This window comes from Herbaspirillum sp. meg3, assembly GCF_002257565.1.
GTDB lineage: Bacteria > Pseudomonadota > Gammaproteobacteria > Burkholderiales > Burkholderiaceae_D > Herbaspirillum.
Map to the genome: position 1 here is coordinate 2,068,986 of NZ_CP022736.1, position 22,526 is coordinate 2,091,511.

A 22,526-nucleotide genomic window follows, 5' to 3' on the forward strand; every position below is an offset into this window, starting at 1 on the left:
GCAACTGAAAGGAAAGTAATGGGCCAGGTCCTGTTTATTGTCTGGCGCGAAAGCGTCGAGGCCTTGCTGGTGGTCGGTATTTTGTATGCCTGGCTGAACAATGGCGATGCCGCTGCACGCCGTGGTTTGCCGTACCTGTGGGCCGGCGTTGTTGCCGGTGTGATTGCAGCCGTAGTGTTGGGCGGGGCCTTGCTGGGTTTCAGCGAATTGCTTTCAGGCGACGCGCAGACCTATTTCCAGATCGGCATGGTACTGATCGCTGCCGTACTGATCGTGCAAATGGTGTTCTGGATGCGCAAGCACGGTCGCACGCTCAAGAAAGATATGGAGTCATCCCTCAAGGCAAGTACCGAAGCGGGTAACTGGTGGGGCGTGTTCGCGCTGGTGGCACTGGCGATTGCACGCGAAGGCAGCGAGACCGCGGTCTTCCTGTATGGCATTGGCATGGGCGAGCAGGACGCCAGCCGCAGCGCGCTGATTTTTGCGGGCGTGATCGGCTTTGCTCTGGCTTTCCTGACGTTTTATCTGCTGCAACTGGGAGGCAAGATTTTCTCCTGGCGCAGGTTCTTCCAGGTCACGGAAATCATCCTGCTCTTACTGGCGGCCGGCTTGTTGCTGACAGGCGTTGAGAAATTGCTCGATTTGCTCTTGGAAAGCTCGGACTGGTTCTCCTCGTTGAACTTCGTTTCGTCGTTGACTGCCCCGGTCTGGGATACCAGCTGGTTGCTGGATGATTCAAGCACTCTGGGCAGCCTGGTATCCACGCTGACCGGCTACCGTGCGCGTCCGGCCTTGATGAGTGTTGCCATTTATGTCATTTATTGGCTTGTGGTATCCTCCGCCCTCGGCAAGTTGAAAAATACGCAAGTTAACAAGCAAGCTGCATAAGACGATATGAGTACCTGTACGCTTCCCAACACCCGCCTGGCGCGTACAGGTGACTGGATGCGCCGCAATGGCGCATTGATCCGCGGTATCCAGTGGGTCGTCGTGCTGGTCTACGCCATCCTCATCCTCGTTCCTATTTTTCTCCCGCTGCCGGATGAAACAGCGCATATCTGGTCCAACCTGACTCTGATTTCTCAGTTCTGCTTCTGGGGTATCTGGTGGCCTTTCGTGCTGGTCAGCATGGTGTTGATGGGTCGTGTCTGGTGTGGTGTGCTATGTCCGGAAGGCGCACTCACCGAGTTCGCCAGCAAATTCGGCCGCGGTAAGACAATCCCGCACTGGATGCGCTGGGGCGGTTGGCCCTTCGTCGCTTTCGCACTGACCACTGTGTACGGCCAGATGGTCAGCGTCTATCAATATCCCAAGGCAGTACTGCTGGTGCTCGGCGGCTCGACGCTGGGCGCGATGATCGTCGGTTATCTGTATGGCCGCGAAAAACGTGTCTGGTGCAAATATCTGTGCCCGGTCAACGGTGTATTCGGTTTGCTGGCCAAGCTGGCGCCGTTCCATTACAAAGTCAACGAAGACGCATGGCGCGCCTCTTACGATACGCACGGTAAAAAGACCATTCCGGTCAACTGCGCACCGCTGGTGCCGCTGCGTAACATGAAGGGGGCCGCCGACTGCCATATGTGCGGACGCTGCAGCGGTCATCGCGATGCCATCGCGTTGACATGGCGTCCTCCAACTGTCGAAATCGTCAAAGTCGGCAACAAGAACAACAACCTGTGGGAAAGCGCACTGGTCTTGTACGGTCTGTTCGGTATCGCCATCGGCGCCTTCCATTGGAGCGCCAGCCCATGGTTCATCGAGGCTAAACAATTCATCGCAACATGGCTGATCGATCGGGACATCATGTGGCCGTTCGATACCAACGCACCATGGTGGCTGCTCACCAATTACCCGCAGCAAAGCGACGTATTTTCCTGGCTGGATGGCGCGATGGTGGTTTCGTACATCATGGCAACCGCCGCCGTGCTCGGTACCGCACTGACCGGCTTGTTCGCGATCAGCAACCTTGTCCTGGGAAAATGGGATCGCTCCCGCTTTAATCATTTGGTGCAATCCGCCATTCCATTGGCAGGTTGTGGCGTCTTTATCGGTTTGTCTGCAACCACGATCAGCTTGCTGCGCGCAGAACATTGGCCGGTGGACTGGGCCAACGATGTTCGCGCGTCGCTGTTGAGCGTCATGACAATCTGGAGCGTCTGGCTGGCCTGGAAGGTCATCGGCGAGCATTCCAAATCGCTGGTACAGCGTTTGCTGGCCTTGGTGCCCATTCTTGGCGCACTGGCATTGGTCAACTATGCCTGGTTGCTGATGTTCTGGATCTGGTAAATCGCCTTAAACCGGATTCAGCGCACTCTGCTTCTGACAGCGTCAGTAGTGCGATCCCCTCTGAATGTGTCAATTCCACCTCTTTTGCCCGTTCATTGGGCCGCCTCGGCAGACAACATTGGCCAGTGGCGTAAAATAGCGGGTTTCGTCCTCCGCGGACGGTAATCAGAATAACTCAGCAGATATCTCTATGGCCCGCCCTCGCTTTTTGCCCGACAACCTGACGCTCATGCTGTTGGCCGTTGTCATTACTGCCAGCTTTTTCCCCTGTACCGGATCGGTCGCTGTCGGTTTCGACTGGCTGACGACGTTCATGATCGGTTTGCTGTTCTTCATGCACGGCGCCAAGTTGTCGCGTCAGGCGGTCGTGGCCGGCATGGTTCACTGGCGTTTGCATCTGACGGTTCTGCTGTGCACGTTTGCCGTTTTCCCTCTGCTGGGACTGATTCTGAAACCGGCGTTGCTGCTGGTGATTACACCTGATCTGTATTTGGGGATTCTGTTCCTGTGCGTATTGCCGTCGACGGTGCAGTCATCGATTGCCTTTACGTCGGTTGCGCGCGGCAATGTGCCGGCGGCGATTTGCAGCGCCTCCGCATCGAATTTGTTGGGCATCTTCCTGACGCCTTTGATGGTGAGCGTGATCGTGGTGGCGCATAACGCCCAGCATTCCTCGCTCGACTCCATCCTCAAGATCGTCTATCAACTGTTGTTGCCTTTTGTGGCAGGACAGATCGCGCGCCCGTGGATTGGCGCATGGATGGACAGAAACAAGTCCTGGCTGCGCTGGGTCGATCAAAGCTCTGTACTGCTGGTGGTGTACGTGGCGTTTAGCGAGGCAGTCAATCAAGGGCTGTGGCGTCAGGTGCCCGTGACAATGTTGATCAGCCTGATCGTGATCAGCGCCTTGCTGCTGGCGATTATCATGGCGCTGACAACCTTCGGCAGCCGTCGCATGGGTTTCAACAAGGAAGACGAAATCACCATCGTTTTCTGCGGCTCAAAGAAGAGTCTCGCCAGCGGCGTACCGATGGCAAAAGTCTTGTTCGCCAGTCAGACCGTCGGGATGGTGCTGTTGCCGCTGATGCTGTTCCATCAGATTCAACTCATGGTGTGCGCTTTCCTGGCACAGCGCTATCGCAGCCGTCCGGAAGAGAACGATGCAAGCGCTAAGCTTGGTCAGGTGAGATAAGCACGCGCCGGCATGCACTGATGCACGCAAAATCAAAGCCCGCTATTGCGGGCTTTTTTATTGTGTTTCTCAAACAAGCATCTCAAACTTACCTCCCCAATACCATCAGACCTTGCGTCGATGCTTGGCAAAAAATGCCAGCATCAGCTTGCCCGCATCCGGTCCCTTGGCATGAAACGGCAACTTGTCGTCACCGCCGCTCCAGGCATGCCCAAGGCGCTCGATGTGTATCGATCTGATCAGGATCGATTTACCCGCGGAAAAATCACGGATCTGAATGGAGTTCTTGCGCGGATGCTGCTTGGACACGCGTCCGAACTCGCGTGCAACGAGCGGCAGCGGTGTGAGGTTTGCTGCGTGATTGAGTGCCGTGAACTGCCTCACCAACTGGATCTGATTGATCGATCGTACGATCTTGTCGTCGTCCGCTGTGATCAGAATCGCCGGCATAGAGGGAAACCACGGATCTTTCGCCAGCACTTTGACAATCGGGGTCAGCGGATTTGCACTGCCGTGTTGCATCACACCGTATGCGCCCATTGCACTGCGGCTGGTGCCGAATGCCGGGCCGGAATGCATGCCGACTGCAGCAATCAGCTCCGGATGGGTAAGCGCCAGAATCTGCGCCATTGCCGCGCCCGCCGAGATGCCGCACACATAAATGCGTCGAGGATCAATGTTGTGTTCCTCCCTGACATTGCGAATCATGCGAGCGATCAAGGCGATATCGCCGCCGCCGCGCTGTGTCGCAGGGTCATACCATTTCCAGCAGCGATTGGGATGTGTGCGCAGCGATTGCTGGGGATACAGTACGGCATATCCTTTGTCACCCGCGAGCCGGTTCATGCGCGTTCCTTCAGCAAAATCCGTGGCGCTTTGCTCGCAGCCGTGCAACATGACGACGAGGGGCCTGCCGGAAGCTGGCGCCAACTCGACAGGCGGCATAAAAAGCCAATAGCGCATGCGCTGGGCTGGAACGCTGTCAGTCGTGCAATAAGCGCTGCTCCATGTGCCCGCTAGCGTAGACGTCTTTGCAGTCGCGGCCGGTTTGCGTGTTGAGGTGGATGATTTTGCTGACGTGGCTTTAAGGGGGGCGACTGATTTGCTCGGCTTGCCGGGCTTGGGTTTTGGCTTAGCCAGCATTGCCTTCAGCATTTTGGTCGTTCTGGATTGCTGCGCTTTGCCGGCTTTTCTGATGCTACTGAGCCACATGCGATTGAGCATTTTTAGCATATTGGCCTGTTAGTGAAAAGTTGTCTTGTCTGACTTGCCTTCAGAAGACGCGCTGAAATGGCCAATGTTCCCCAAAATTGCGGCGCTGCAGTAAGCTTGGGTAGAGAACAGGAAAAATATGCAGGAATGCGGTTGAATTACGGTTGAAATGCCGTTAAAACCTTGTCAATGCATGCATAGAAACGATGCTTACGTCGCTTCGCTATCAGCGCAATGATGAGTGCTGTTATGCGTGCAGTTATTCGTGCTGTTATTCGCATATTCATCAGCTTTGTTATCTGCCGGAGGATTTTGGATGGATCTGGTCATACGTAACGCGACTCTGCCTGACGGCAGCCAGCATGTGAACATTGGTATCGACGCCGGGCGTATTGCTGCTATCGGCGTTGCCCTGGATATCCAGGCAGTACAGGAAATCGATGCCGGCGGTGATCTGGTGACGCCGCCATTCGTCGACGCGCATTTTCATATGGATGCCACGTTGAGTTATGGCCTGCCGCGGGTCAATGCTTCGGGCACCTTGCTCGAAGGTATCGCTCTGTGGGGCGAGCTCAAACCTGATCTCACCCAGCAAGCATTGGTCGAGCGCGCATTGCAATATTGCGACTGGGCGGTGGCGCGCGGCCTGCTGGCCATCCGCTCGCACGTCGATATCTGCGACGATCGGTTGCTGGCGGTGGAAGCCTTGTTGCATGTCCGCGAGAAGGTCGCTCCGTATCTTGATCTGCAACTGGTCGCGTTCCCTCAGGATGGCGTGCTACGCAGTCCGACAGCCTTCGCCAATTTGAAGCGCGCGATTGCCATGGGTGTCGATGTGGTCGGCGGCATTCCACACTTTGAACGCACCATGGCCGACGGTACAGAATCAGTCCGGCTGCTGTGCGAGTTTGCGGCAGAAAAGGGTTTGCGTGTCGACATGCACTGCGACGAGTCCGACGATCCGCTGTCGCGCCATATTGAGACGCTGGCCTACCACGCACAGCGGCTCGGCATGCAGGGCAGGGTAGCCGGATCGCATCTGACCTCCATGCACTCGATGGACAACTACTACGTCAGCAAGCTGCTGCCATTGATCCGTGAAGCGGGCGTTGCCGCCATCGCCAATCCCTTGATCAACATTACCTTGCAAGGCCGTCACGATACGTATCCGAAACGCCGCGGCATGACGCGCGTGCCGGAGATGCTTGCCGCCGGCATCGACGTCGCCTTTGGTCACGATTGCGTCATGGACCCATGGTATAGCCTGGGATCGGGCGACATGCTCGAAGTCGCACACATGGGACTGCACGTGGCCCAAATGACCGGGCAGGATGCAATGCATAACTGCTTCAAGGCAGTAACGGAAACCCCTGCGCGCATCCTCGGTCTGGAAGGATATGGATTGCAGGTTGGATGCCATGCCGATCTGGTAGTGCTCGATGCAGGCGACCCTATCGAAGCGATTCGCTTGCGTGCCGCGCGGCGGTTTGTCATCCGTCGGGGGAACGTCGTCAGTCAGGCGCCGGCGGCGCATGCGCGGCTGAGTTTGCCGGGGCGCCCCGATCTGGTGGATTTCAAGCTACGGCGCCAAGGGCAGTGAAGGTGGGATGAGAATGCGGGCAGAGGGAACAGATGCCTGCCCATCTGCCTTTTTGCCGAATCAGCGATGATCCTTCCACGGGACGAGCCGGTGTTCCAGCCGACGCATTACCAGATCGAACAGATAGGCCACGATGCCGATCAGGATGATGCCCATGATCACGATGTCGGTACGCAGAAAGTTCGAGGCATTCAGCACCAGTTGACCAACACCCGCCGTGGCCGCCACCATTTCTGCCGCGACCAGCGTCGTCCAGCCAAAGCCGATGGCGATACGCAAGCCGGTCAGGATATCGGGCAGCGACGCCGGCAGGATGATGTGCCGCAACAGTTGCCAGCGGCTCGCTCCCATCGATAGCGCAGCATGCAGTTGTTCGGACAGCACGCCGGTCACTCCCGCGCGCGTGGCAACGGCAATCGGTGCAAAGCAAGCGAGATAGATCAGCAAAATCTTTGCCGTCTCATCGATGCCGAACCAGATGACGATCAGCGGCAGATAGGCCAAGGGCGGCAGCGGACGATAAAACTCCAGCAGCGGATCGAAAATACCCCGCACGATTCTGCTGGTGCCCATCAACAGGCCCAGTGGCACTGCCGTTACCGCTGCCAGCGCAAAAGCGCCAAACACGCGCAGCAAGCTCCAGGCCAGATGCTGCCACAGCGGCAGGCCGCCTTGCACGTTACCGGTCCATGCTTGTACGCCTGCGTTCCACACTGCGGACGGCGAAGGGAGGAAGAGCGGCGCCACCCAAGCTTGCGCCGTGATGCCCCACCACACCACGAACAGAACGATGATTGTCGCAACAGTAACACCCAGGGTTTTACCGCTGCCCGGGCGGGGATGCACCTTTGCTGCAGGTAGCAGCGTGGTCGCAAGGGGAATCTGGGCAGGCGAGGCAGCATCGGGCCAGACAGTATCCGGTACAGCAGACGACGAAGGAGGAGTCATGATCGGGTACGTTGATGGATTCAGGAAACTTGATGCACAAGTTGCAGGAGACGTTCGCGCCACGCGATGAAATCCGGCGACGATTTAACCGCTCGCGCATCGCCGGACGCCAGATAGTCACGCGAAAAAGGCAGGTCGAACTGATGGTCGATACGTCCCGGACGCGGCGACATGACGAGGACGCGGGAACCCAGAAACAGCGCCTCTTCGACGCTATGCGTGATGAAGAAGATCGTCTTGCCGGTACGCTGCCAGACCTTGACCAGCAACTCCTGTATCGATTCCCGAGTCAGCGCATCAAGCGCGCCCATGGGTTCGTCCATCAGCAGCACACGCGGATCGTTCGCCAGCGCGCGGGCAATGCCGACACGCTGCTGCATGCCGCCGGAGAGCTGGTACACCGGTGACCGGGCGAACTGTTCCAGTCCGACCAGCCGCAGCTTTTCCAGCGCTACGGCGATCCGGTCGCTGCGCGAGATGCCGCGAAAGCGCAAGCCAAGTGCGACGTTGTCGGCCACATTCAGCCAGGGCAACAACGCATGCTTCTGGAATACCACACCCAGCTCCGGACTGGGGCCGGTGATCGGCACGCCATCAAGCAAAGCCTCGCCCTGCGACGCTTGTACAAAACCTGCGAGGCAATTGAGCAGCGTTGTTTTTCCGCAGCCGGACGGCCCCAGTGCAACGACAAATTCACCCGGCGCAATCGCCAGGTCGACATGGGACAAGGCCGGCGACTCGTCCTGCGTCGCCGCAAAACGCACCGACAACCGGCGTACGTCGAGCCGGCCGCCGGCCTCTCGGGTCGCGGCCGAAGGGATTAACGTGCTGCTGCTTTGCGTACCCATGTTGCATTGACTCCTGTACTGTAATCCGGCAACACCGTTTGCACGCTGCCCTGCGTCTTCAAGAACGCCGCTGTCGCAGCCAGTGACTTGGCAGCACCGCCACCAAGCCATTGCACCGATGCCTGTTGTTCCAACGTCGGGAACTCATATAACGACAGGCTCGCCGGCACGTCGGCAGCTTCTGCGCCCGACCATTTCGCTACTGCTTTCACCTGTGGCGAATCGGCGGTCCACGCTGCTTTGTTGCGGCGATAGTTGTCATCGGTTGCCGCCAATGTTTTCACGAGCTCAGTGAGAAAGGCGTCGTTCTGACGAGCAAACGCCTTGCTGACGACGATCCCGTCGAAAGTGGCTTTGCCGGTTTGTTTGGCGATCTCACCTGAAGTGATCAATACCTGGCCGTTTTTCTTCACCTTCGCCAGAACCGGATCCCAGATGAAAGTGCCATCTATATCGCCGCGCTCCCACGCGGCAGCGATCTCAGGCGGGCGCATGTTCAAAATCTTGACGTTGCGTGGATCGACCTTGGCGTGTTCCAACGCCAGCAGCGTATGGAAGTGCGAGGTCGAGACGAACGGCACGGCGATGCGTTTATCCTTCAGGTCTGCCAGCGTCTTGACGCCGCTGCCGTTACGCACAACCAGTGCTTCTGCATCATTGATGTTATCCAGGATCCAGAACAGTTCAATGTCCAGCCCTTGCGACAAGCCCGAGGCAATCGGCGCCGAACCCGCTTCGCCGATCTGCACCGAGCCCGACGCCAACGCGCGAATCACATCGGCTCCGCTGGCCAGCTTGCGGAAGGTGACTTTATAGCCGGTCTTCTGTTCGAGCGTTTGTGCATCTTGCGCGTAGCGCCATGGCACCACCATATCTTGATAGGCGATGACAACTTCCTTACTTTGCGCCACCGCGTTTCCGGTCAGGAGCGTGGATGCAGCGAAGAGAGTAAAGGCCAGAACGTGCAAAGTTTTTTTCATTTTATTCGTAACGAAGTGGATAGTCGTCCGAGTATAAAAGTCGCGTTTGCGTCGCAATACGAATATTTCCAGCTATGGATATGCGGTCACTGAGAGGGATTGTTGAAGGCGTCTTGATCCCTTGCTGATGTAAATGAGAGCGCCTTTTTTATTATTACAAAACCAAATATGCATCGACGTATTTATGCGTTCACAGCCAGTTTTGCCGTTGCTAGACTGCGTTCATCTTACTCATTCATCTGACCTCATCATCCCGTGATTCGCATCGAGCATCTCCATAAAATTTATCAAGTTGCCAACCGGGACATCACAGCACTGACCGATATCAATCTGCAGATTGAAGCAGGCGAGGTATTCGGCATCATCGGTCGCTCCGGCGCTGGAAAAAGTACCTTGATTCGTACGCTGAATCTGCTCGAACGTCCCACGTCGGGAAGCATCTTCATTGAAGACGAAGACATCACGCAATTCGACAGCGCCAATTTGCACAAGCTGCGCCAGCGCGTCGGTATGATCTTCCAGCATTTCAATCTGCTCAGTGCCAAAACCGTTGCCGCCAATATCGACTGGCCGTTAAAGGTCACCGGAAAATACACCGCCGAGCAACGCCGCCAGCGTGTGACGGAACTGCTGGAACTGGTCGGCCTGAGCGAACATCGCGATAAATATCCCGCGCAGTTGTCAGGCGGGCAAAAACAGCGCGTCGGCATCGCCCGCGCACTTGCCAACTACCCGCATCTGCTGCTGTGCGACGAGGCCACCTCGGCCTTGGATCCGGAAACCACGCAATCGATCCTGCGTCTGCTGCTGGACATCAATCGCAAGCTCGGCCTGACCATCGTCCTCATCACACACGAGATGCAAATCATCCGCACCATCTGCGACCGTGTGGCTGTCATTGACGACACCCGTATTGTAGAAGCCGGAAAAGTCGCTGACGTGTTCCTGCATCCGCAACATCCGGTGACGCAAAAGCTGGTCGCCGAAAGTCACAGCTTCGACAACGACGCCAATTTGCAAGCCGATCAATTCAAAGGAAAGCTGGTGCGCCTGACCTTCGTCGGCGACATCACTTACCAGCCGATTCTGACGAATATCACGGCAGCTACCCAGGCGCTGATCACCATTTTGCAAGGCACGATTTCACGCATCAAAGACACCCCATACGGGCAACTGCTGGTGGAGTTGAACGGCAGTGACGAAGACATTCGTCAGGTGTTCACGCATTTCGATCAATACCAGATTCACCATGAGGTGTTGTCATGATTGATTTCTCCGTTGTCGACTGGACCGACGTCTGGCAAGCGACGCTGGAGACGCTCGTCATGACCGGCGCATCGCTGTTCTTTACGGTGTTGATCGGCCTGCCACTGGGGATCCTGTTGTTCATCACGGCGCGCCAGCAATTGCTCGCTCAACGCGGCGTCTACGTCGTGCTGTCGCTGGTGATCAATATCCTGCGCTCGGTGCCTTTTCTGATCCTGCTGATCGTCATGATTCCGGTGACCCTGGTGCTGGTCGGCACCTCGCTCGGCGTGGAAGGATCGATCCCGCCGCTGGTCATCGGCACCGCACCGTTCTTTGCGCGCCTGGTTGAAAACGTCCTGCGCGAGATTGACCGCGGCGTGATCGAAGCCTGCCAGGCCATGGGCGCAAGAACACATCAGATCATCTTCGGCGCCTTGTTGCCCGAAGCACTGCCGGGTTTGTTCGCGGCCATCACGATCACTGCAATCACATTGATGTCTTACGCTGCCATGTCTGGCGTCATCGGCGGCGGCGGCCTGGGCGATCTGGCCATTCGCTTTGGCTATCAACGATTCCAGACCGAGGTGATGATCGTCACCGTTGCGGTCCTGGTAGTACTGGTGCAGTTACTGCAGTTCTTCGGCGATCGCCTGGTTCTGCATTTCACACGTAAATAAAAAAGGAGTCTTACATGTCCCGCAAATTATCCCTTCTGCTCGCAGCATCGTTGTCTTACCTCGCCATCAGCGGGGCACAGGCAGCCGACAAGCTGGTGATCGCCGCCACGCCGGTTCCACATGCCGAAATCCTGGAATTCCTGAAACCGACGCTGGCCAAAGAAGGCGTCGACCTGCAAGTGAAGGTGTTTACCGACTACGTCCAGCCGGCTGCACAAACCAATGAAAAGCAAGTTGACGGCAACTTCTTCCTGCATCAGCCTTACCTCAATGAATTCAAGAAGAGCCACAAGAACGATATCGAAGTGCCGATCACGAAGGTGCACGTAGAACCGTTCGCAGCCTATTCCCTGAAATACAAAAAGACAGCCGACATTCCGGACGGTGCGACAATCGCTATCCCCAACGACCCATCGAACTCCGGCCGCGCATTGTTGCTGCTGGCACGCAACGGTCTGATCAAGCTGAAGGACACCAGCAATATCTCCTCCACGCAAAAAGACATCACCGACAATCCGAAGAAGCTGAAATTCCGTGCATTGGAAGCCGCAACCTTGCCACGCGTGCTGAATCAGGTTGACGTCGCACTGATCAACACCAACTACGCCATTGAAGCCAAGCTGAATCCGGTCAAGGATTCTCTGTTCATCGAAGATGCCAATTCGCCTTACGCCAATCTGCTGGTCGCACGTGAAGACAACAAGGACAGCCCTGCATTCAAGAAGCTGGCCGCAGCCTTGAACTCGCCTGAAGTGAAGAAATTCATTGAAGAAAAATACAAAGGTGCCGTGGTCCCTGCATTTTGATAGTGAACATCGCAGCAAAAAAGCCCGGGAGACCGGGCTTTTTTCATGGATCGACGGGACTGGAAATTTCTTCCGAAAATCCTGATCAGACATCAACAATCACTAGGCAGCCATCGCTGCCGGGCAGCACGGCGTGGGGTACGCCGGCCTCCGCGATATAGAGTTCACCGGCATGGACGATCACCGTCTGGCTGTTGATTTTCAGCAGCATGCGGCCGGCGACGACCAGCAGCCCCTCGTTATAGTCATGCACTTCCTCTTCATACGACATCTCGTTCATTCGGAGCACCTTGATGCGTGCCGGGCCGACCTGACCAAGAACGGTTGACTTCCATGCTTCCGGCAAATCGGCGGCAATATTCGGTAAGTTAAAAAGTGACATGATTTGTTGATCCAGGGATAATCATATGAGGTCGAGCAGGGCAGGTAATGCCTGAAAAAGGCAATGTCTACCGGCAATCGTTGCAGATTACTGCGTGGTATGGACGAAACCACCTTTGACGAAGCGCACCGGTTCTGCATCCATCGCTGCGATCAAGCTGTCGAGGCCGCCGGCTGCATTGTCCTTGTTCATCGTCGTGGGTGCCCGGCAGAGGATGTCGGACTCGGACCAGTTGCCTTTATCGTCAGCCGGCTTACGCGCACGCAGCCAGCCGTCGCGGTCGGTCAGCAGTTGGGTACCGGCGAGCTTATCGACGGCGACGCCGGTGATGATGGAGAGCGCCTTCCATGCGTCGTCCGAATGCATCAGGCAATCGATGGCCGGTGCGCCTGCATGCGAGGCCGGGAGGGAGACGGCACCGTCGGCGAGAATCACGCTGCGCAGGCGCGGGTCGTCAAGCGGAAACGACGCCGGCTGTTTTGCCGAGGCCAGTACCAGGCGCACGCGCTGGCCGCGCCATGGGTTCAATAGCCCCGCTGACGAGGGCGAGGATTTTTCGCAATTGCTTGTGAGTGTCGGCAGAGCGACCGGTTGATCCCATGTGCCGATGTCGCGGATGCTGGTGCCGGCGGCATTGGCCTTCATGAAATCAATCAGGTCCCAGAGATCGTTGTCGGTGAGCGAGCCTGTGAAGCCAGGCATCGTGGTTGTGCCGCGGTGATCGTGCATGCCGTAGGCAATCTTCCAGAACAGCTCGCCGTCGGCGCGTCGCCACAGCAGGCCGCTGGCAAGATTGGGTGGTGCGACCGGCGTTGACAGCGCCAGCGGCGTATCGCCCTTGCCATCGGCGGCATGGCAGCTGGCACAGCGCTGATCGTAGAGTTGTTTGCCGTGGACGATTGCGGCGGCGCTGAAGCCGGAGGGAGAAACGTGAAAGCTGGTCGGCTCGGCCGGCGCCAGCAGTAACCGGCGATTCGGCCACGAGGTAAACAACACGATGACCACGGAGATCAGCAGCATCGCCAGGCGGCCGCGACGCCACAATAAGGCGATGGTGAACGACAGCAAGGCAGCGGCGGACCATCCCAGCGCGCTCAGCAATTGCCGCGCCACGCTGCGATCGATCAGCAGGACTTCGCCGCTGAGGCGGTGTGAAAACGGCCACGCCGGCTGACCGTGGCTGCTCTGCGCTAATCCCAGCGTCGCCAGCGCATGCAGAAAACTCTCTTGTAGAACCTGGATCGCACTCAGCAACAGATTGATCCAGTCGGACAACGAAGAAAAAATCACCAGCTTGCATCCAGTCCCAGATGACGCAGTGCTTCATGCCGCAGTTCCGCCAGCCGCGGATCGCCGCGATGGCGAGGGTAGGGCAGGTCGACCTTGATTTCGGCACGGATGCGCGCAGGGCGGTCGCTGAAGACGATTACGCGGTTGGCGAGGAACAGAGCTTCTTCCACATCGTGCGTCACCAACAGCGCGGAAAAACCATTGCGCTGCCACAGCGACACCAGTTCGCTCTGCATTTGCAAGCGCGTGAGCGAGTCGAGTTTGCCCAGGGGCTCGTCCAGCACCAGCAATTGCGGATCATTGACCAGCGCACGCGCCAGCGCCACGCGTTGTGCCATGCCGCCCGATAGTTGATGCGGGAAAGCGTCGGCGAATTCGCTCAGACCGACCAGCGCCAGCGCATCGTCGACGCGCTGGCGTTGTTCCTTCAACAGGCCGCGCGCCTGCAAGCCAAGTGCAACGTTGTCCCACACCTTGCGCCACGGGTACAAGGTCGGATCCTGGAACACGACAATGCGAGACGGATCGGGACGGGTGATCTTCTCTGCGTTCTGCAAGACCTGTCCGGTGGTGGCCGGCTCCAGTCCTGCAACCAGACGCAGCAGGGTAGACTTGCCGCAGCCGCTGGGGCCGAGCAGGGCGACGAATTCGCCCGGTTCTACCGTCAGAGAAATATCGTCGAGTACCTGCAGCACGCCATTGGGCAATTTGAACCAGTGGCTGACGTATTCGATATCGATGCGCGCGCCGACTTTGTCTGGCGACGGCTGTTGTTGCTGTGGCTGATGCTTTGATTCCAGCGTTGCGTTTACCATTTGACGGTTCCTTTTTGCCACGACAGCGCGCGGTCGCGCACCTTGAAGAGCAAGGTGATGAGACTTGAGCACAGAATCGCCATCACGATCAGCGCCGCATACATATTGCTGTAGGCTGCCCAGCCCTGCGCCCATTGCAGATACCAGCCGAGGCCTGCTTTGACGCCCATCATCTCCGCGGTCACCAGCACTGAAAACGCTGCGCCGAGTCCCATGAACAAACCGACAAAGACTTGCGGCAAGGCCGCCGGGATCGCTACCCGCAGAATCAGGAACCACTCCGATGCGCCGAGCGTGCGCGCCACGTCGTAGTAGCTCTTGTTCACCGATGCTACGCCGGACCAGGTCAGCACGGCCACCGGAAAGGAGGTCGCCAGTGCGATCAGAAACACCGCTGCCGCATAGCTGGACGGCGCAAAGAAGAATGCCAGCGGCAGCAATGCGGACGCCGGAACAGGGCCGAGGAAACGCAACACCGGATGCACCCAGTAGCCCGCTACGCGCGACCAGCCGATGGTAGCGCCGACCAGAAAACCGACTAGGCCGCCGGCCGCGAAGCCATGCACCAGCAGACGCAGCGAATAGCCGGTGCTGATGCCGAGACGGCGCCAGTCCTCACTGTAGACTTCGATCAGGCTCTGCGGCGGCGCGAAGAAGGGGGTGGGCAAAACACCCAGCTTGGCGGTCAGGATTTCCCAGACGCCCAGCAGCAAGGGCGCCGCGACCAGCCATTGTCCTGCGGGACGCAGCAGTTGCGCCACGCGGCCTGCGCGGTCACCTGCCACTGCAAGAACTGCCAGCAGCACGGCAACCGCCACCGCAGCGTAACCGAACTCATCGGTGAAAGCCCAGTCGCTGAAGCCGACTTCCTTGTTCGGCCAGCGTAGAGTGATCAGGCCCAGCAACAGCCAGGTGGCGGCCGCAAGCAGGCCAGTGCGCCAGATGCCGACAATGCCGGATGTGCGCACCCCGTCGAACAGGCCAGCCTGATTGGCCCTGAGCAAGACGTCGTTGGTGGTGGAAGTTGTCATGGTGAACTCCGTTTGCGTTGAAGATCAGGTCTGGGCTTGCCGGCGCTCAGGCCAATGGATCGAAGGTGACATGATTGGCCAGCTTGACCGGATCGGTTGATTTCTTCAGCACGCCGGCAGTGTGGAAATCGCGGGCGAAGAATTCGACTTCATCACGCAAGGGCTTGCCGGTCGGATGGTTGTGATAAGTCAGGCTGGTGAGCAGGGCGCGCAGATCTTCGACCGGTACCTTAGGTGAATATTTCGAATAGATCTTGGCGGCTTCGTTGGGATTTTCGGCGACGTACTCTGATGCCTGCACGATGGAACGCACGACGGCGGCTGCAGCCGGTTTGTCGTTGCGCACCAGATCGCCGCGTGCACCCAGGATGCAGCAGATCTTGTCCTTGTATTCGCCGATGGCGCTGTTGCCGATTTCGGCGAAGACGCCCTTGTTGCGTTTCTCGATCAGGAAGATATTCGGATCGCCGTCGGCGATCGCCTGAATCTCACCCTTCTTGACGGCGACGTCGAGCAGGTCGGCGGGATAGACGCGCCACTCCACATCTTTCTCAACGTTGAAGCCCTTCTTGGCCAGATGGATGGCGAAGAAATTCTTGGCCGGGCTGTTCTGATCCGACACGCCGATGACCTTGCCTTTGAGGCTGTTGAGGTCTTTCACGCCGGCCTGATTAGCGCCCACCATGCGCAGGCAACCGCCATGCGCCGCGCCGACGATCTTGACGTCGAAGCCTGCTTCCAGCGGCTTGAGCCAGCGGTGGATCAGGCCGACGCCGACGTCCGCCTTGCCGGTCGCCAGCGCTTCCAGCAGTTGATCGGTGGAGCCGCCCCAATTGAGCAATTCGACATCGAGACCGTTCTTTTCAAAGAAGCCGCGTTCCTGCGCCACCACCACCGGCGAGAGGCAGAACGAAATGGCGCTCCACGCGAAGGTCAGCTTGCGCGGTGGCGCGGACCATGCATTGCGCGAGGCGAGCGCACCGCCGGCGCCAACCAGTGCGGCAGCTGCACCGGCACGCAATACGTCGCGGCGCGACCATGAAGAGAGGACATCGGACTCTGATGAAATGCTATTTTTTTTCATTATTGGTAACTCCCACTTGGTTGACTGGAGCGGCAAAATGAGCGCTGCACACGCCTCGGCAATGCAGATGCGCCGCTGACAAAACAAGTAAAGACTAATGACGCCGGGCGGTGTGGTCAAAGAATAAGAATGCGTTTATTTATGCGCGGAGTGCGTGTTGCCATCAATCGCAGTACGGCAAATATGGATATGTAAAAACCTTCGTTGCCGCTGTTCTGCGGCAGCGGGAGACTATGTGGTGCCGATGCCGGTTGCGTGCATCGAAGCCGCATTTCATCATTCAAAGAAAGAGACCATGACGACACTCAACCACTATCTGTCCGAGAAGCGCAGCGCCGTGCTGGCGCGTGAAGCCATCATCAATGCCGGCGATGCCGGACCGGTCGCGCTGGCGGCCAAAGTCAGTGCCGAAGGACGCAGCGGCGTGCGCCGTATCCGCATTCGCGATCATCAGGTCATCAGCGACAGCCCGCCGGATTTCGCAGGCTACAACCTGGGGCCGAGTTCTCCCGAGTTGCAACTGGGCGTGCTTGGTTCCTGCGTGACGCACATCTTCCTGATCCAGGCGGCGCATCAGCAGGTGCCCGTCGATTCGCTCGAAGTGGAAGTGACGGGCAAGATCGATCCGCGTGGCGGCAAGCCGGGGTATGAGGACATTCCGATTTATCCGCACGACATCGGCTACACGGTCCATTTGGTATCACCGGCGAGTAAAGAGGCGGTGCAGACATTGTTTGATACGGTGGAAAAGACATGCCCGATTCTCAATCTGCTCAAGAACCCACAGACGATTCGTGCAGAGATTCGACACACTGCCAGTGTGCCGAACAAGCTTGAAACGGAGCAGGCGATTGCCTGATCGCTGGTAGCGCAAGACATTTCTTTCGACTGCTTCGTATTGATGTTGTCATCGCAGTGCGAAGCGATGCAAGAATGCCGGCTGCTCTGACTGGAGAGGCGGAAGAAGATCGCTCAGACGGCTTGCCGTTACGCCGATTGAGCGACGGTAGTAAACTGGCTGCTCCCGTCTTTCTCCTATGCCAAGAACAATGAAGGATTCAAACACCGCATCCATTTCTGCAAATGCGGACATCTCCGATACATCCGTGCGTCGCCGTTCGCTGATCGCTGCCTGTAGTGCGCATGCTATCCACGACGGTCTGACCGATCTCATCTACGTGTTGCTGCCGATCTGGCAGGCGCAATTTTCCATCAGCTACGCGCTCGTCGGGCTGCTGCGAGGATCCTATTCCGGCACCATGGCAGCCTTTCAATTGCTCGCCAGCAGAATGGCAAAACGTTGGGGCAGGGAGCGCATGTTGGTGGGCGGTACTGCGTTGGCAGGTCTCGCTTATCTGATCGCCGGCCAGGCAGGAGGCATGGTTGTGCTGATGATTGCACTGGTGCTGGGAGGATTAGGGGCCAGTACACAACACCCGCTGGCGTCGTCGCTGGTCACCGATGCGCACCAGGCTGGCGGTGGCGTCAAAGAGGCGCTGTCGTTATACAACTTTGCAGGCGACATCGGCAAGACGCTGATCCCGGGGCTGGTCGGTTTGTCTCTCGTCATCATGAGCTGGCAGACCAGCGTGACCTTGATAGGATTGCTGGGTCTGGCGGCGGCCGGTTTGCTATGGTGGTTGATTCCCGTGCGGGACGAACAGGCATTGGCGACAGCAAAAGCAGCAAGGACTTCCATTGGCACCGGTTCGCGCAGCGGTCTGCGTGCCTTGCTGCTGACCGGTACGCTCGACAGCGCGGTGCGTATGGGTTTTCTGACCTTTCTGCCGTTTTTGCTCAAGAGCAAAGGAGCGGGCACGGCCGGCATCGGGATGGCGCTATCGCTGCTGTTTGTCGGCGGTGCGTTCGGCAAATTGTTGTGCGGATATCTCGGCGCTCGCATCGGCATGATGAAGACGGTCTGGCTCACCGAGTCAGCGACGTCGTTGTTCATCGTCGCGGCAGTGTTTTTGCCGCTGACGGGGGTGATGTTGATGTTGCCGTTGCTGGGACTGGCCCTCAATGGAACGTCATCCGTTCTTTATGGCGTGGTGCCGGAGCTGGCGGAACCCGGCAAGCATGAACATGCCTTCGCCTTGTTCTATACCGGTACCATCGCCGGCGGCGCAGTGGCGCCTATCGTGTTTGGCCGCTTGGGGGACGCTGCAGGGATTCCCTTCGCGCTGATCAGCCTGGCGGTGATCCTGCTGCTCACCTTGCCGTTGTCGTGGCAGGTGCAGAAAGGCTTGCGCGCCAGCAGCTAAGCGCGCCGACCGCGATCGGAAGGCGGAATAATTTATAATGCGCGACTACCTCGATGCGCTTTCCTTACCCTTCGAAAGATAAAAATGAAGCGAGTACTTGCCCGGATCCTGCCGGCGTTGACTGCAGTCTTGTTCATGATTCGGCCCGCCATGTCAGCCCCGCTTGAAGTCGGCTACATGCCGATCCTTCCCGACGCGCAGTTGTTCATCGCCATGGAGCAGGGGACGTTCCCGAAAGATCTTGGCGCGCCCAAGCTGGTGCAGTTCCAGAGCGGCCCGGCGATGGTGCAGGCCTTGCTCGCAGGGCAGCTTGACATTGCTTACGTCGGTATAGGCCCGGCATTGGTGGCGCGCGCCAAGGGCGCGGACATCAAGGTGGTGGCGTCGAATATCGTCGAACAGGTCAGTTTTGTTGCGCTGGGCAATCTGGCGCCGTACTTCGCTTCGGGCGATCCTGCCTCGGCATTTACCCGTTTCGCCAAAGACCAGGGGCGTCAGGCGGTGGTTGCCAGTTATCCCAAAGGCGCCGTGCCGGAAGCTGCACTGCAGTATTGGCTGCGCAACCGCGTTCGTGCGGACACCTCGCAGCTCAAGCTGATTTATCAGGGAGAGTCGCAGATTCAGGAATCCCTGTTGACCGGCGCCATTGACGGCGCCGTCATTCTTGAGCCGACGACGACCAATGTGCTGAACAAGTCGCCGAAATCGAAAGTCATCGCGCGCGGATCCGACCTGTTTCCAAAACAGCCGGGCGCCGTATTACTCGTTCGCGAAAAGCTGTTGCGCGAGCAGCCGGCACTGGTGAAGGCGCTACTGGCGGCGCACATTGCGGCAACGAAGATGCTGGAGAACGATCCTGCCAAGGCCGCACCGATGGTGCAAAAATATGTCGGCGGCGGCCGCTTGCCGGTCAAGCTGGTTGAGCAGGCGATCCGTAACTCCAAAGGCCAGTTTGTCGCTGATCCCAATCTGATCATTCCTGCCACGCTGGCGCTGCAAAAATTCCAGGCCGAAACCGGCACGTTATCCGGGCCGGCGGTGGATGTGCCCAAGATGTTCAACACCACCTTCTATGACGCCGCAACGCATTGATCTTTATACGGCGACGCGCCAATGCTGACACGATCCTACTCCCTGCCGACGCGCATTGGGTACGGTATTGCCGGCGTCGTCCTGTTTGTGCTTTTGTGGAAGGCCGTGGGCGTATTCGGCTGGGTCAATCCCGGGATTCTTCCTGATCCTTTCCTGTTGCCCGAAACCTTTCTCCTTGAATGGCAGAGCGACCGGCTGTTGCCCGCAATCGGCTCAAGTCTGATCCATTACGTCTGGGGGCTTGGTCTGGGCGCGGTATGCGGCATTCTGGTCGGATTGGCTGCCGCGACGATTCAGCGCTTCGATATGTTGCAGTCTTATGTGTCGCGTATCTTGCGGCCGATTCCACCGCTGGCCTGGGTGGTGTTTGCGATTGCCTGGTTCAAGGTCAGTCACGCCGGTGCGGCATTCGTGATCGCCATCGGTGTTTTCTGGGTCAACTACTTTGCCACTTACAGTGCAGTGCGCAACATCGATCCGCGCTTCTACGAGCTGGCACGCAGTTTCGGTCAGGGCGGCTATTGGCGTCGCTCCATCAGCATTACCTTGCCGGCGATTGCTCCCGGTCTGTTGTCGGGCGTGCGTACCGGCATCGGACAAGCCTGGATGACGCTGATCGCAGCGGAGCTCCTCGGCGTTCCCGGCATGGGGCAGGAGATGAACGCAGCAGCCGGTGTCGGCGCTTACGATGCCGTGGTGGTGTACATGCTCACCATTTCCGCCGTCTACGCCGCCACCGATCTTTTGTACACGCTGGTCGAAAGGAGGGTGCTGTCTTGGCGTCCGTAATCGAGTTCGATCGTCTCGCCTATACGCATCCCGGCGCTGCCGCGCCCGTGATTGAAAACCTTTCTCTTGATATCGAAGCGGGGAGTTTTATCGCCGTAGTCGGTGGCTCCGGTGTCGGCAAATCAACATTGTTGCGCACCGCTGCCGGCCTGCTGATGCCAGGCTCCGGCGAGATGCGTTTCAACCTGCCGCAACGTGCTGGCCGTCGCCGTCGCGCCATCGTTTTTCAGGACAGCCGTTTGTTACCGTGGCGCACTGTCGAGGCAAACATTGCCTACGGCCTGGAAACGCTCGGCATTGACAAGGCGCAAAGCGCTGCGCGTGTGGCTGAAGCGTTGCGGCTGACCGGCCTGGAAGAACTGCATGACCGTTGGCCGCATCAGCTTTCCGGCGGTCAGGCGCAACGTGTCGGTATCGCACGGGCGCTCGCAGTCGAGCCGGACATCTTGCTGATGGACGAGCCCTTCAGCGCAGTCGATGCACTGACCAGACGCAAGCTGCAAACCGAGTTGATACGCATCTGGGAGACAACCCATACGGCCGTCATGTTTGTCACGCATGATATTGACGAGGCGGTCTATCTGGCAGACCGGGTGGTGGTGTTGGGCAATCGGCCGGCAACCGTTGTAGAGAATCTGCAAATAGATTTGCCGCGGCCACGGGATCGCAACTCGGCGGAGTTTGCGCAGTACGTGACGCATCTGTCGTCCTGGTTAGGTGTGGAATAGCGTTTTCTTCACGAACCCTTCTCATCCTTTATCGGTGGCCTCTATGGAATCCTTGCGACTAGTCATTCATGCACCAACACCGACGGCTCTTGAGCGCGGCCGGCGCAATCTCGCCAATCTGCTGAAGCTGGCTTCCGACGCCGAGGTCGAGTTGGTGATCAATGCCGGCGCAGTAGCCGCAGCCTTGAGCCAGCCGGATCCTTTGGATGGACATTTGCGTGTTTGTCGCAATACGCTGACGGCCAACCAGCTCACTGCACCTGAGGGCATCGTCGTCGTCCCTGCCGCGGTATTGCATATCGCGCAGCGGCAGGCTGAAGGCTGGGCTTATATGCGGGCTTGAAGGCCGGCAGCAGCGATAACGCCATGCGATTGATCAGTCATGGCTCGCTACCGTCTTTAACCAGCCTTCAACCTGTCTTCAGCCTCGGCCGACGAAAGGCATGTGGCTGGCCATGATCGTCATATCCAATACATTCGCTTCCAGAGGCAGCGCGGCGATATAGCGTACGGCGTCGGCGACATGGCGGACATCCATCATCGGTTCCGGCGCGATCGTGCCATTGGCCTGCAGTACGCCCTTGGTCATGCGCGCAGACAGGGAGGTGAGGGCATTGCCAATGTCGATCTGGCTGCAGGCGATGTTGTATTGACGTCCGTCGAGCGCAATGCTTTTTGTCAAACCGCCGATGGCGTGTTTGCTGGCAGTATAAGGAGCGCTCTGCGGGCGCGGTACGTGTGCAGAGATCGAGCCGTTATTGATGATCCGTCCACCTTGCGGCGATTGTTTCCGCATCAAGCCAAACGCCGCACGCGCACAGAAGAACGCGCCGTTGAGGTTGGTATTGATGACATTGGTCCATTGCTCATCGGTCAATTCGTCGAAGGGCGTGGCGGGCGTATTGATACCGGCGTTGTTGAACAGCACATCGAGACGGCCGTAGCGTTCTGTGATTTGCTCAAACAGCGCAGCGACACTGGCTGAGTCGCGGATATCCACCGCAATGGCTTCGGCGTGGGATCCATTGTCGGTAGTCGCGGCCTGTACCGCAGCTTGCAGTACATCCAGCCGGCGGCCTGCGAAGACCACTGTGAATCCATCTGCCAGCAAGGCATTGGCGACAGCCAGGCCAACACCGCTGCCGGCGCCGGTGACGAGAGCTATCTTTGATCGGGTTGGCTGGTTCATGCGCATCCTTTGAGAAGAAGTGGGGTGCGCCTACTGTAACGCATGCACGGCGCAGTCACTTCTCC

Annotated in this window: 23 protein-coding genes; 13 read left to right on the top strand and 10 right to left on the bottom strand. The window is 58.2% G+C overall.

Features of this window, described 5'->3' with window-relative positions; genetic code table 11:
• Nucleotides 1-18: 18 nt before the first annotated feature.
• From hmeg3_RS09390 to hmeg3_RS09400, 3 genes are all read left to right on the top strand, one after another.
• Complete coding sequence (locus hmeg3_RS09390; protein ID WP_094563493.1) at nucleotides 19-888, top strand: FTR1 family protein; 870 nt, start codon at nucleotides 19-21, stop codon at nucleotides 886-888.
• Nucleotides 889-945: 57 nt separating this feature from the next.
• Nucleotides 946-2,286 carry a 4Fe-4S binding protein gene (locus tag hmeg3_RS09395; RefSeq protein WP_094566224.1) on the top strand — a complete coding sequence of 447 codons (1,341 nt, stop codon included), beginning with the start codon at nucleotides 946-948 and terminating at the stop codon, nucleotides 2,284-2,286.
• Between the two features lie 190 nt (nucleotides 2,287-2,476).
• Entirely contained in the window at nucleotides 2,477-3,478 is a 1,002-nt protein-coding gene (locus hmeg3_RS09400; RefSeq protein WP_094563494.1) for a bile acid:sodium symporter family protein, read from the top strand.
• A 105-nt stretch (nucleotides 3,479-3,583) separates the two neighbouring features.
• Here the strand turns inward: hmeg3_RS09400 and hmeg3_RS09405 are convergent, their stop codons facing one another.
• Complete coding sequence (locus hmeg3_RS09405; RefSeq protein ID WP_232511936.1) at nucleotides 3,584-4,441, bottom strand: PHB depolymerase family esterase; 858 nt, start codon at nucleotides 4,439-4,441, stop codon at nucleotides 3,584-3,586.
• Between the two features lie 565 nt (nucleotides 4,442-5,006).
• On the opposite strand from hmeg3_RS09405, the gene hmeg3_RS09410 reads away from it, so the two are divergent.
• Complete coding sequence (locus tag hmeg3_RS09410) at nucleotides 5,007-6,290, top strand: amidohydrolase family protein (RefSeq protein ID WP_094563496.1); 1,284 nt, start codon at nucleotides 5,007-5,009, stop codon at nucleotides 6,288-6,290.
• Between the two features lie 60 nt (nucleotides 6,291-6,350).
• Here hmeg3_RS09410 and hmeg3_RS09415 read toward each other — a convergent pair whose 3' ends face one another.
• From hmeg3_RS09415 to tauA, 3 genes are read right to left on the bottom strand one after another with little or no spacing between them, the layout of a single operon-like run.
• A complete protein-coding gene (locus hmeg3_RS09415) occupies nucleotides 6,351-7,238 on the bottom strand; it encodes an ABC transporter permease subunit (RefSeq protein WP_094563497.1) in 888 nt (295 codons plus the stop codon).
• A 20-nt stretch (nucleotides 7,239-7,258) separates the two neighbouring features.
• A complete protein-coding gene (locus tag hmeg3_RS09420) occupies nucleotides 7,259-8,086 on the bottom strand; it encodes a taurine ABC transporter ATP-binding protein (protein WP_198361810.1) in 828 nt (275 codons plus the stop codon).
• Complete coding sequence (tauA, locus tag hmeg3_RS09425) at nucleotides 8,059-9,066, bottom strand: taurine ABC transporter substrate-binding protein (RefSeq protein ID WP_094563498.1); 1,008 nt, start codon at nucleotides 9,064-9,066, stop codon at nucleotides 8,059-8,061. The genes hmeg3_RS09420 and tauA overlap by 28 nt, the downstream gene beginning before the upstream one ends.
• 255 nt (nucleotides 9,067-9,321) lie before the next feature.
• Here tauA and hmeg3_RS09430 point away from each other — a divergent pair, with 255 nt between their 5' ends.
• From hmeg3_RS09430 to hmeg3_RS09440, 3 genes are read left to right on the top strand one after another with little or no spacing between them, the layout of a single operon-like run.
• Nucleotides 9,322-10,332, top strand: coding sequence for a methionine ABC transporter ATP-binding protein (locus hmeg3_RS09430; protein WP_094563499.1), 1,011 nt, complete (start codon nucleotides 9,322-9,324; stop codon nucleotides 10,330-10,332).
• The gene (locus hmeg3_RS09435) at nucleotides 10,329-10,991 is read left to right on the top strand and encodes a methionine ABC transporter permease (protein WP_094563500.1); all 663 of its coding nucleotides are present in this window, start codon (nucleotides 10,329-10,331) and stop codon (nucleotides 10,989-10,991) included. The genes hmeg3_RS09430 and hmeg3_RS09435 overlap by 4 nt, the downstream gene beginning before the upstream one ends.
• A 14-nt stretch (nucleotides 10,992-11,005) precedes the next feature.
• A complete protein-coding gene (locus hmeg3_RS09440; protein WP_094563501.1) occupies nucleotides 11,006-11,797 on the top strand; it encodes a MetQ/NlpA family ABC transporter substrate-binding protein in 792 nt (263 codons plus the stop codon).
• Between the two features lie 85 nt (nucleotides 11,798-11,882).
• On the opposite strand, the gene hmeg3_RS09445 is transcribed toward hmeg3_RS09440, so the two are convergent.
• The 5 genes from hmeg3_RS09445 to hmeg3_RS09465 all read right to left on the bottom strand — a co-directional run bounded on the left by hmeg3_RS09445 (nucleotide 11,883) and on the right by hmeg3_RS09465 (nucleotide 16,399).
• Complete coding sequence (locus tag hmeg3_RS09445; protein WP_094563502.1) at nucleotides 11,883-12,179, bottom strand: cupin domain-containing protein; 297 nt, start codon at nucleotides 12,177-12,179, stop codon at nucleotides 11,883-11,885.
• A gap of 87 nt (nucleotides 12,180-12,266) precedes the next feature.
• A complete protein-coding gene (locus tag hmeg3_RS09450) occupies nucleotides 12,267-13,469 on the bottom strand; it encodes a cytochrome c (protein ID WP_094563503.1) in 1,203 nt (400 codons plus the stop codon).
• Nucleotides 13,466-14,284 (bottom strand): ABC transporter ATP-binding protein, encoded by an 819-nt coding sequence (locus hmeg3_RS09455; RefSeq protein ID WP_198361811.1) that lies wholly within the window; start codon nucleotides 14,282-14,284, stop codon nucleotides 13,466-13,468. Before hmeg3_RS09455 ends, hmeg3_RS09450 begins: the two co-directional genes overlap by 4 nt.
• On the bottom strand, nucleotides 14,278-15,315 hold the full coding sequence (locus hmeg3_RS09460; protein ID WP_094563504.1) for an ABC transporter permease: 1,038 nt from the start codon (nucleotides 15,313-15,315) through the stop codon (nucleotides 14,278-14,280). Before hmeg3_RS09460 ends, hmeg3_RS09455 begins: the two co-directional genes overlap by 7 nt.
• Nucleotides 15,316-15,361: 46 nt before the next feature.
• Entirely contained in the window at nucleotides 15,362-16,399 is a 1,038-nt protein-coding gene (locus hmeg3_RS09465) for an ABC transporter substrate-binding protein (RefSeq protein WP_094563505.1), read from the bottom strand.
• 295 nt (nucleotides 16,400-16,694) lie between these two features.
• On the opposite strand from hmeg3_RS09465, the gene hmeg3_RS09470 reads away from it, so the two are divergent.
• From hmeg3_RS09470 to hmeg3_RS09495, 6 genes are all read left to right on the top strand, one after another.
• Entirely contained in the window at nucleotides 16,695-17,258 is a 564-nt protein-coding gene (locus hmeg3_RS09470; RefSeq protein WP_094566227.1) for an OsmC family protein, read from the top strand.
• 190 nt (nucleotides 17,259-17,448) lie between these two features.
• Nucleotides 17,449-18,663 carry an MFS transporter gene (locus hmeg3_RS09475; RefSeq protein WP_094563506.1) on the top strand — a complete coding sequence of 405 codons (1,215 nt, stop codon included), beginning with the start codon at nucleotides 17,449-17,451 and terminating at the stop codon, nucleotides 18,661-18,663.
• 84 nt (nucleotides 18,664-18,747) lie between these two features.
• The gene (locus tag hmeg3_RS09480; RefSeq protein WP_094563507.1) at nucleotides 18,748-19,755 is read left to right on the top strand and encodes an ABC transporter substrate-binding protein; all 1,008 of its coding nucleotides are present in this window, start codon (nucleotides 18,748-18,750) and stop codon (nucleotides 19,753-19,755) included.
• A 21-nt stretch (nucleotides 19,756-19,776) separates the two neighbouring features.
• Nucleotides 19,777-20,544 carry an ABC transporter permease gene (locus tag hmeg3_RS09485; protein WP_198361812.1) on the top strand — a complete coding sequence of 256 codons (768 nt, stop codon included), beginning with the start codon at nucleotides 19,777-19,779 and terminating at the stop codon, nucleotides 20,542-20,544.
• Nucleotides 20,532-21,272 (top strand): ABC transporter ATP-binding protein, encoded by a 741-nt coding sequence (locus hmeg3_RS09490; RefSeq protein WP_094563508.1) that lies wholly within the window; start codon nucleotides 20,532-20,534, stop codon nucleotides 21,270-21,272. Before hmeg3_RS09485 ends, hmeg3_RS09490 begins: the two co-directional genes overlap by 13 nt.
• A gap of 43 nt (nucleotides 21,273-21,315) precedes the next feature.
• Nucleotides 21,316-21,615 carry a hypothetical protein gene (locus hmeg3_RS09495; RefSeq protein WP_094563509.1) on the top strand — a complete coding sequence of 100 codons (300 nt, stop codon included), beginning with the start codon at nucleotides 21,316-21,318 and terminating at the stop codon, nucleotides 21,613-21,615.
• A 78-nt stretch (nucleotides 21,616-21,693) separates the two neighbouring features.
• Here the strand turns inward: hmeg3_RS09495 and hmeg3_RS09500 are convergent, their stop codons facing one another.
• Nucleotides 21,694-22,461 carry an SDR family oxidoreductase gene (locus hmeg3_RS09500; protein WP_094566229.1) on the bottom strand — a complete coding sequence of 256 codons (768 nt, stop codon included), beginning with the start codon at nucleotides 22,459-22,461 and terminating at the stop codon, nucleotides 21,694-21,696.
• Between the last annotated feature and the right edge of the window lie 65 nt (nucleotides 22,462-22,526).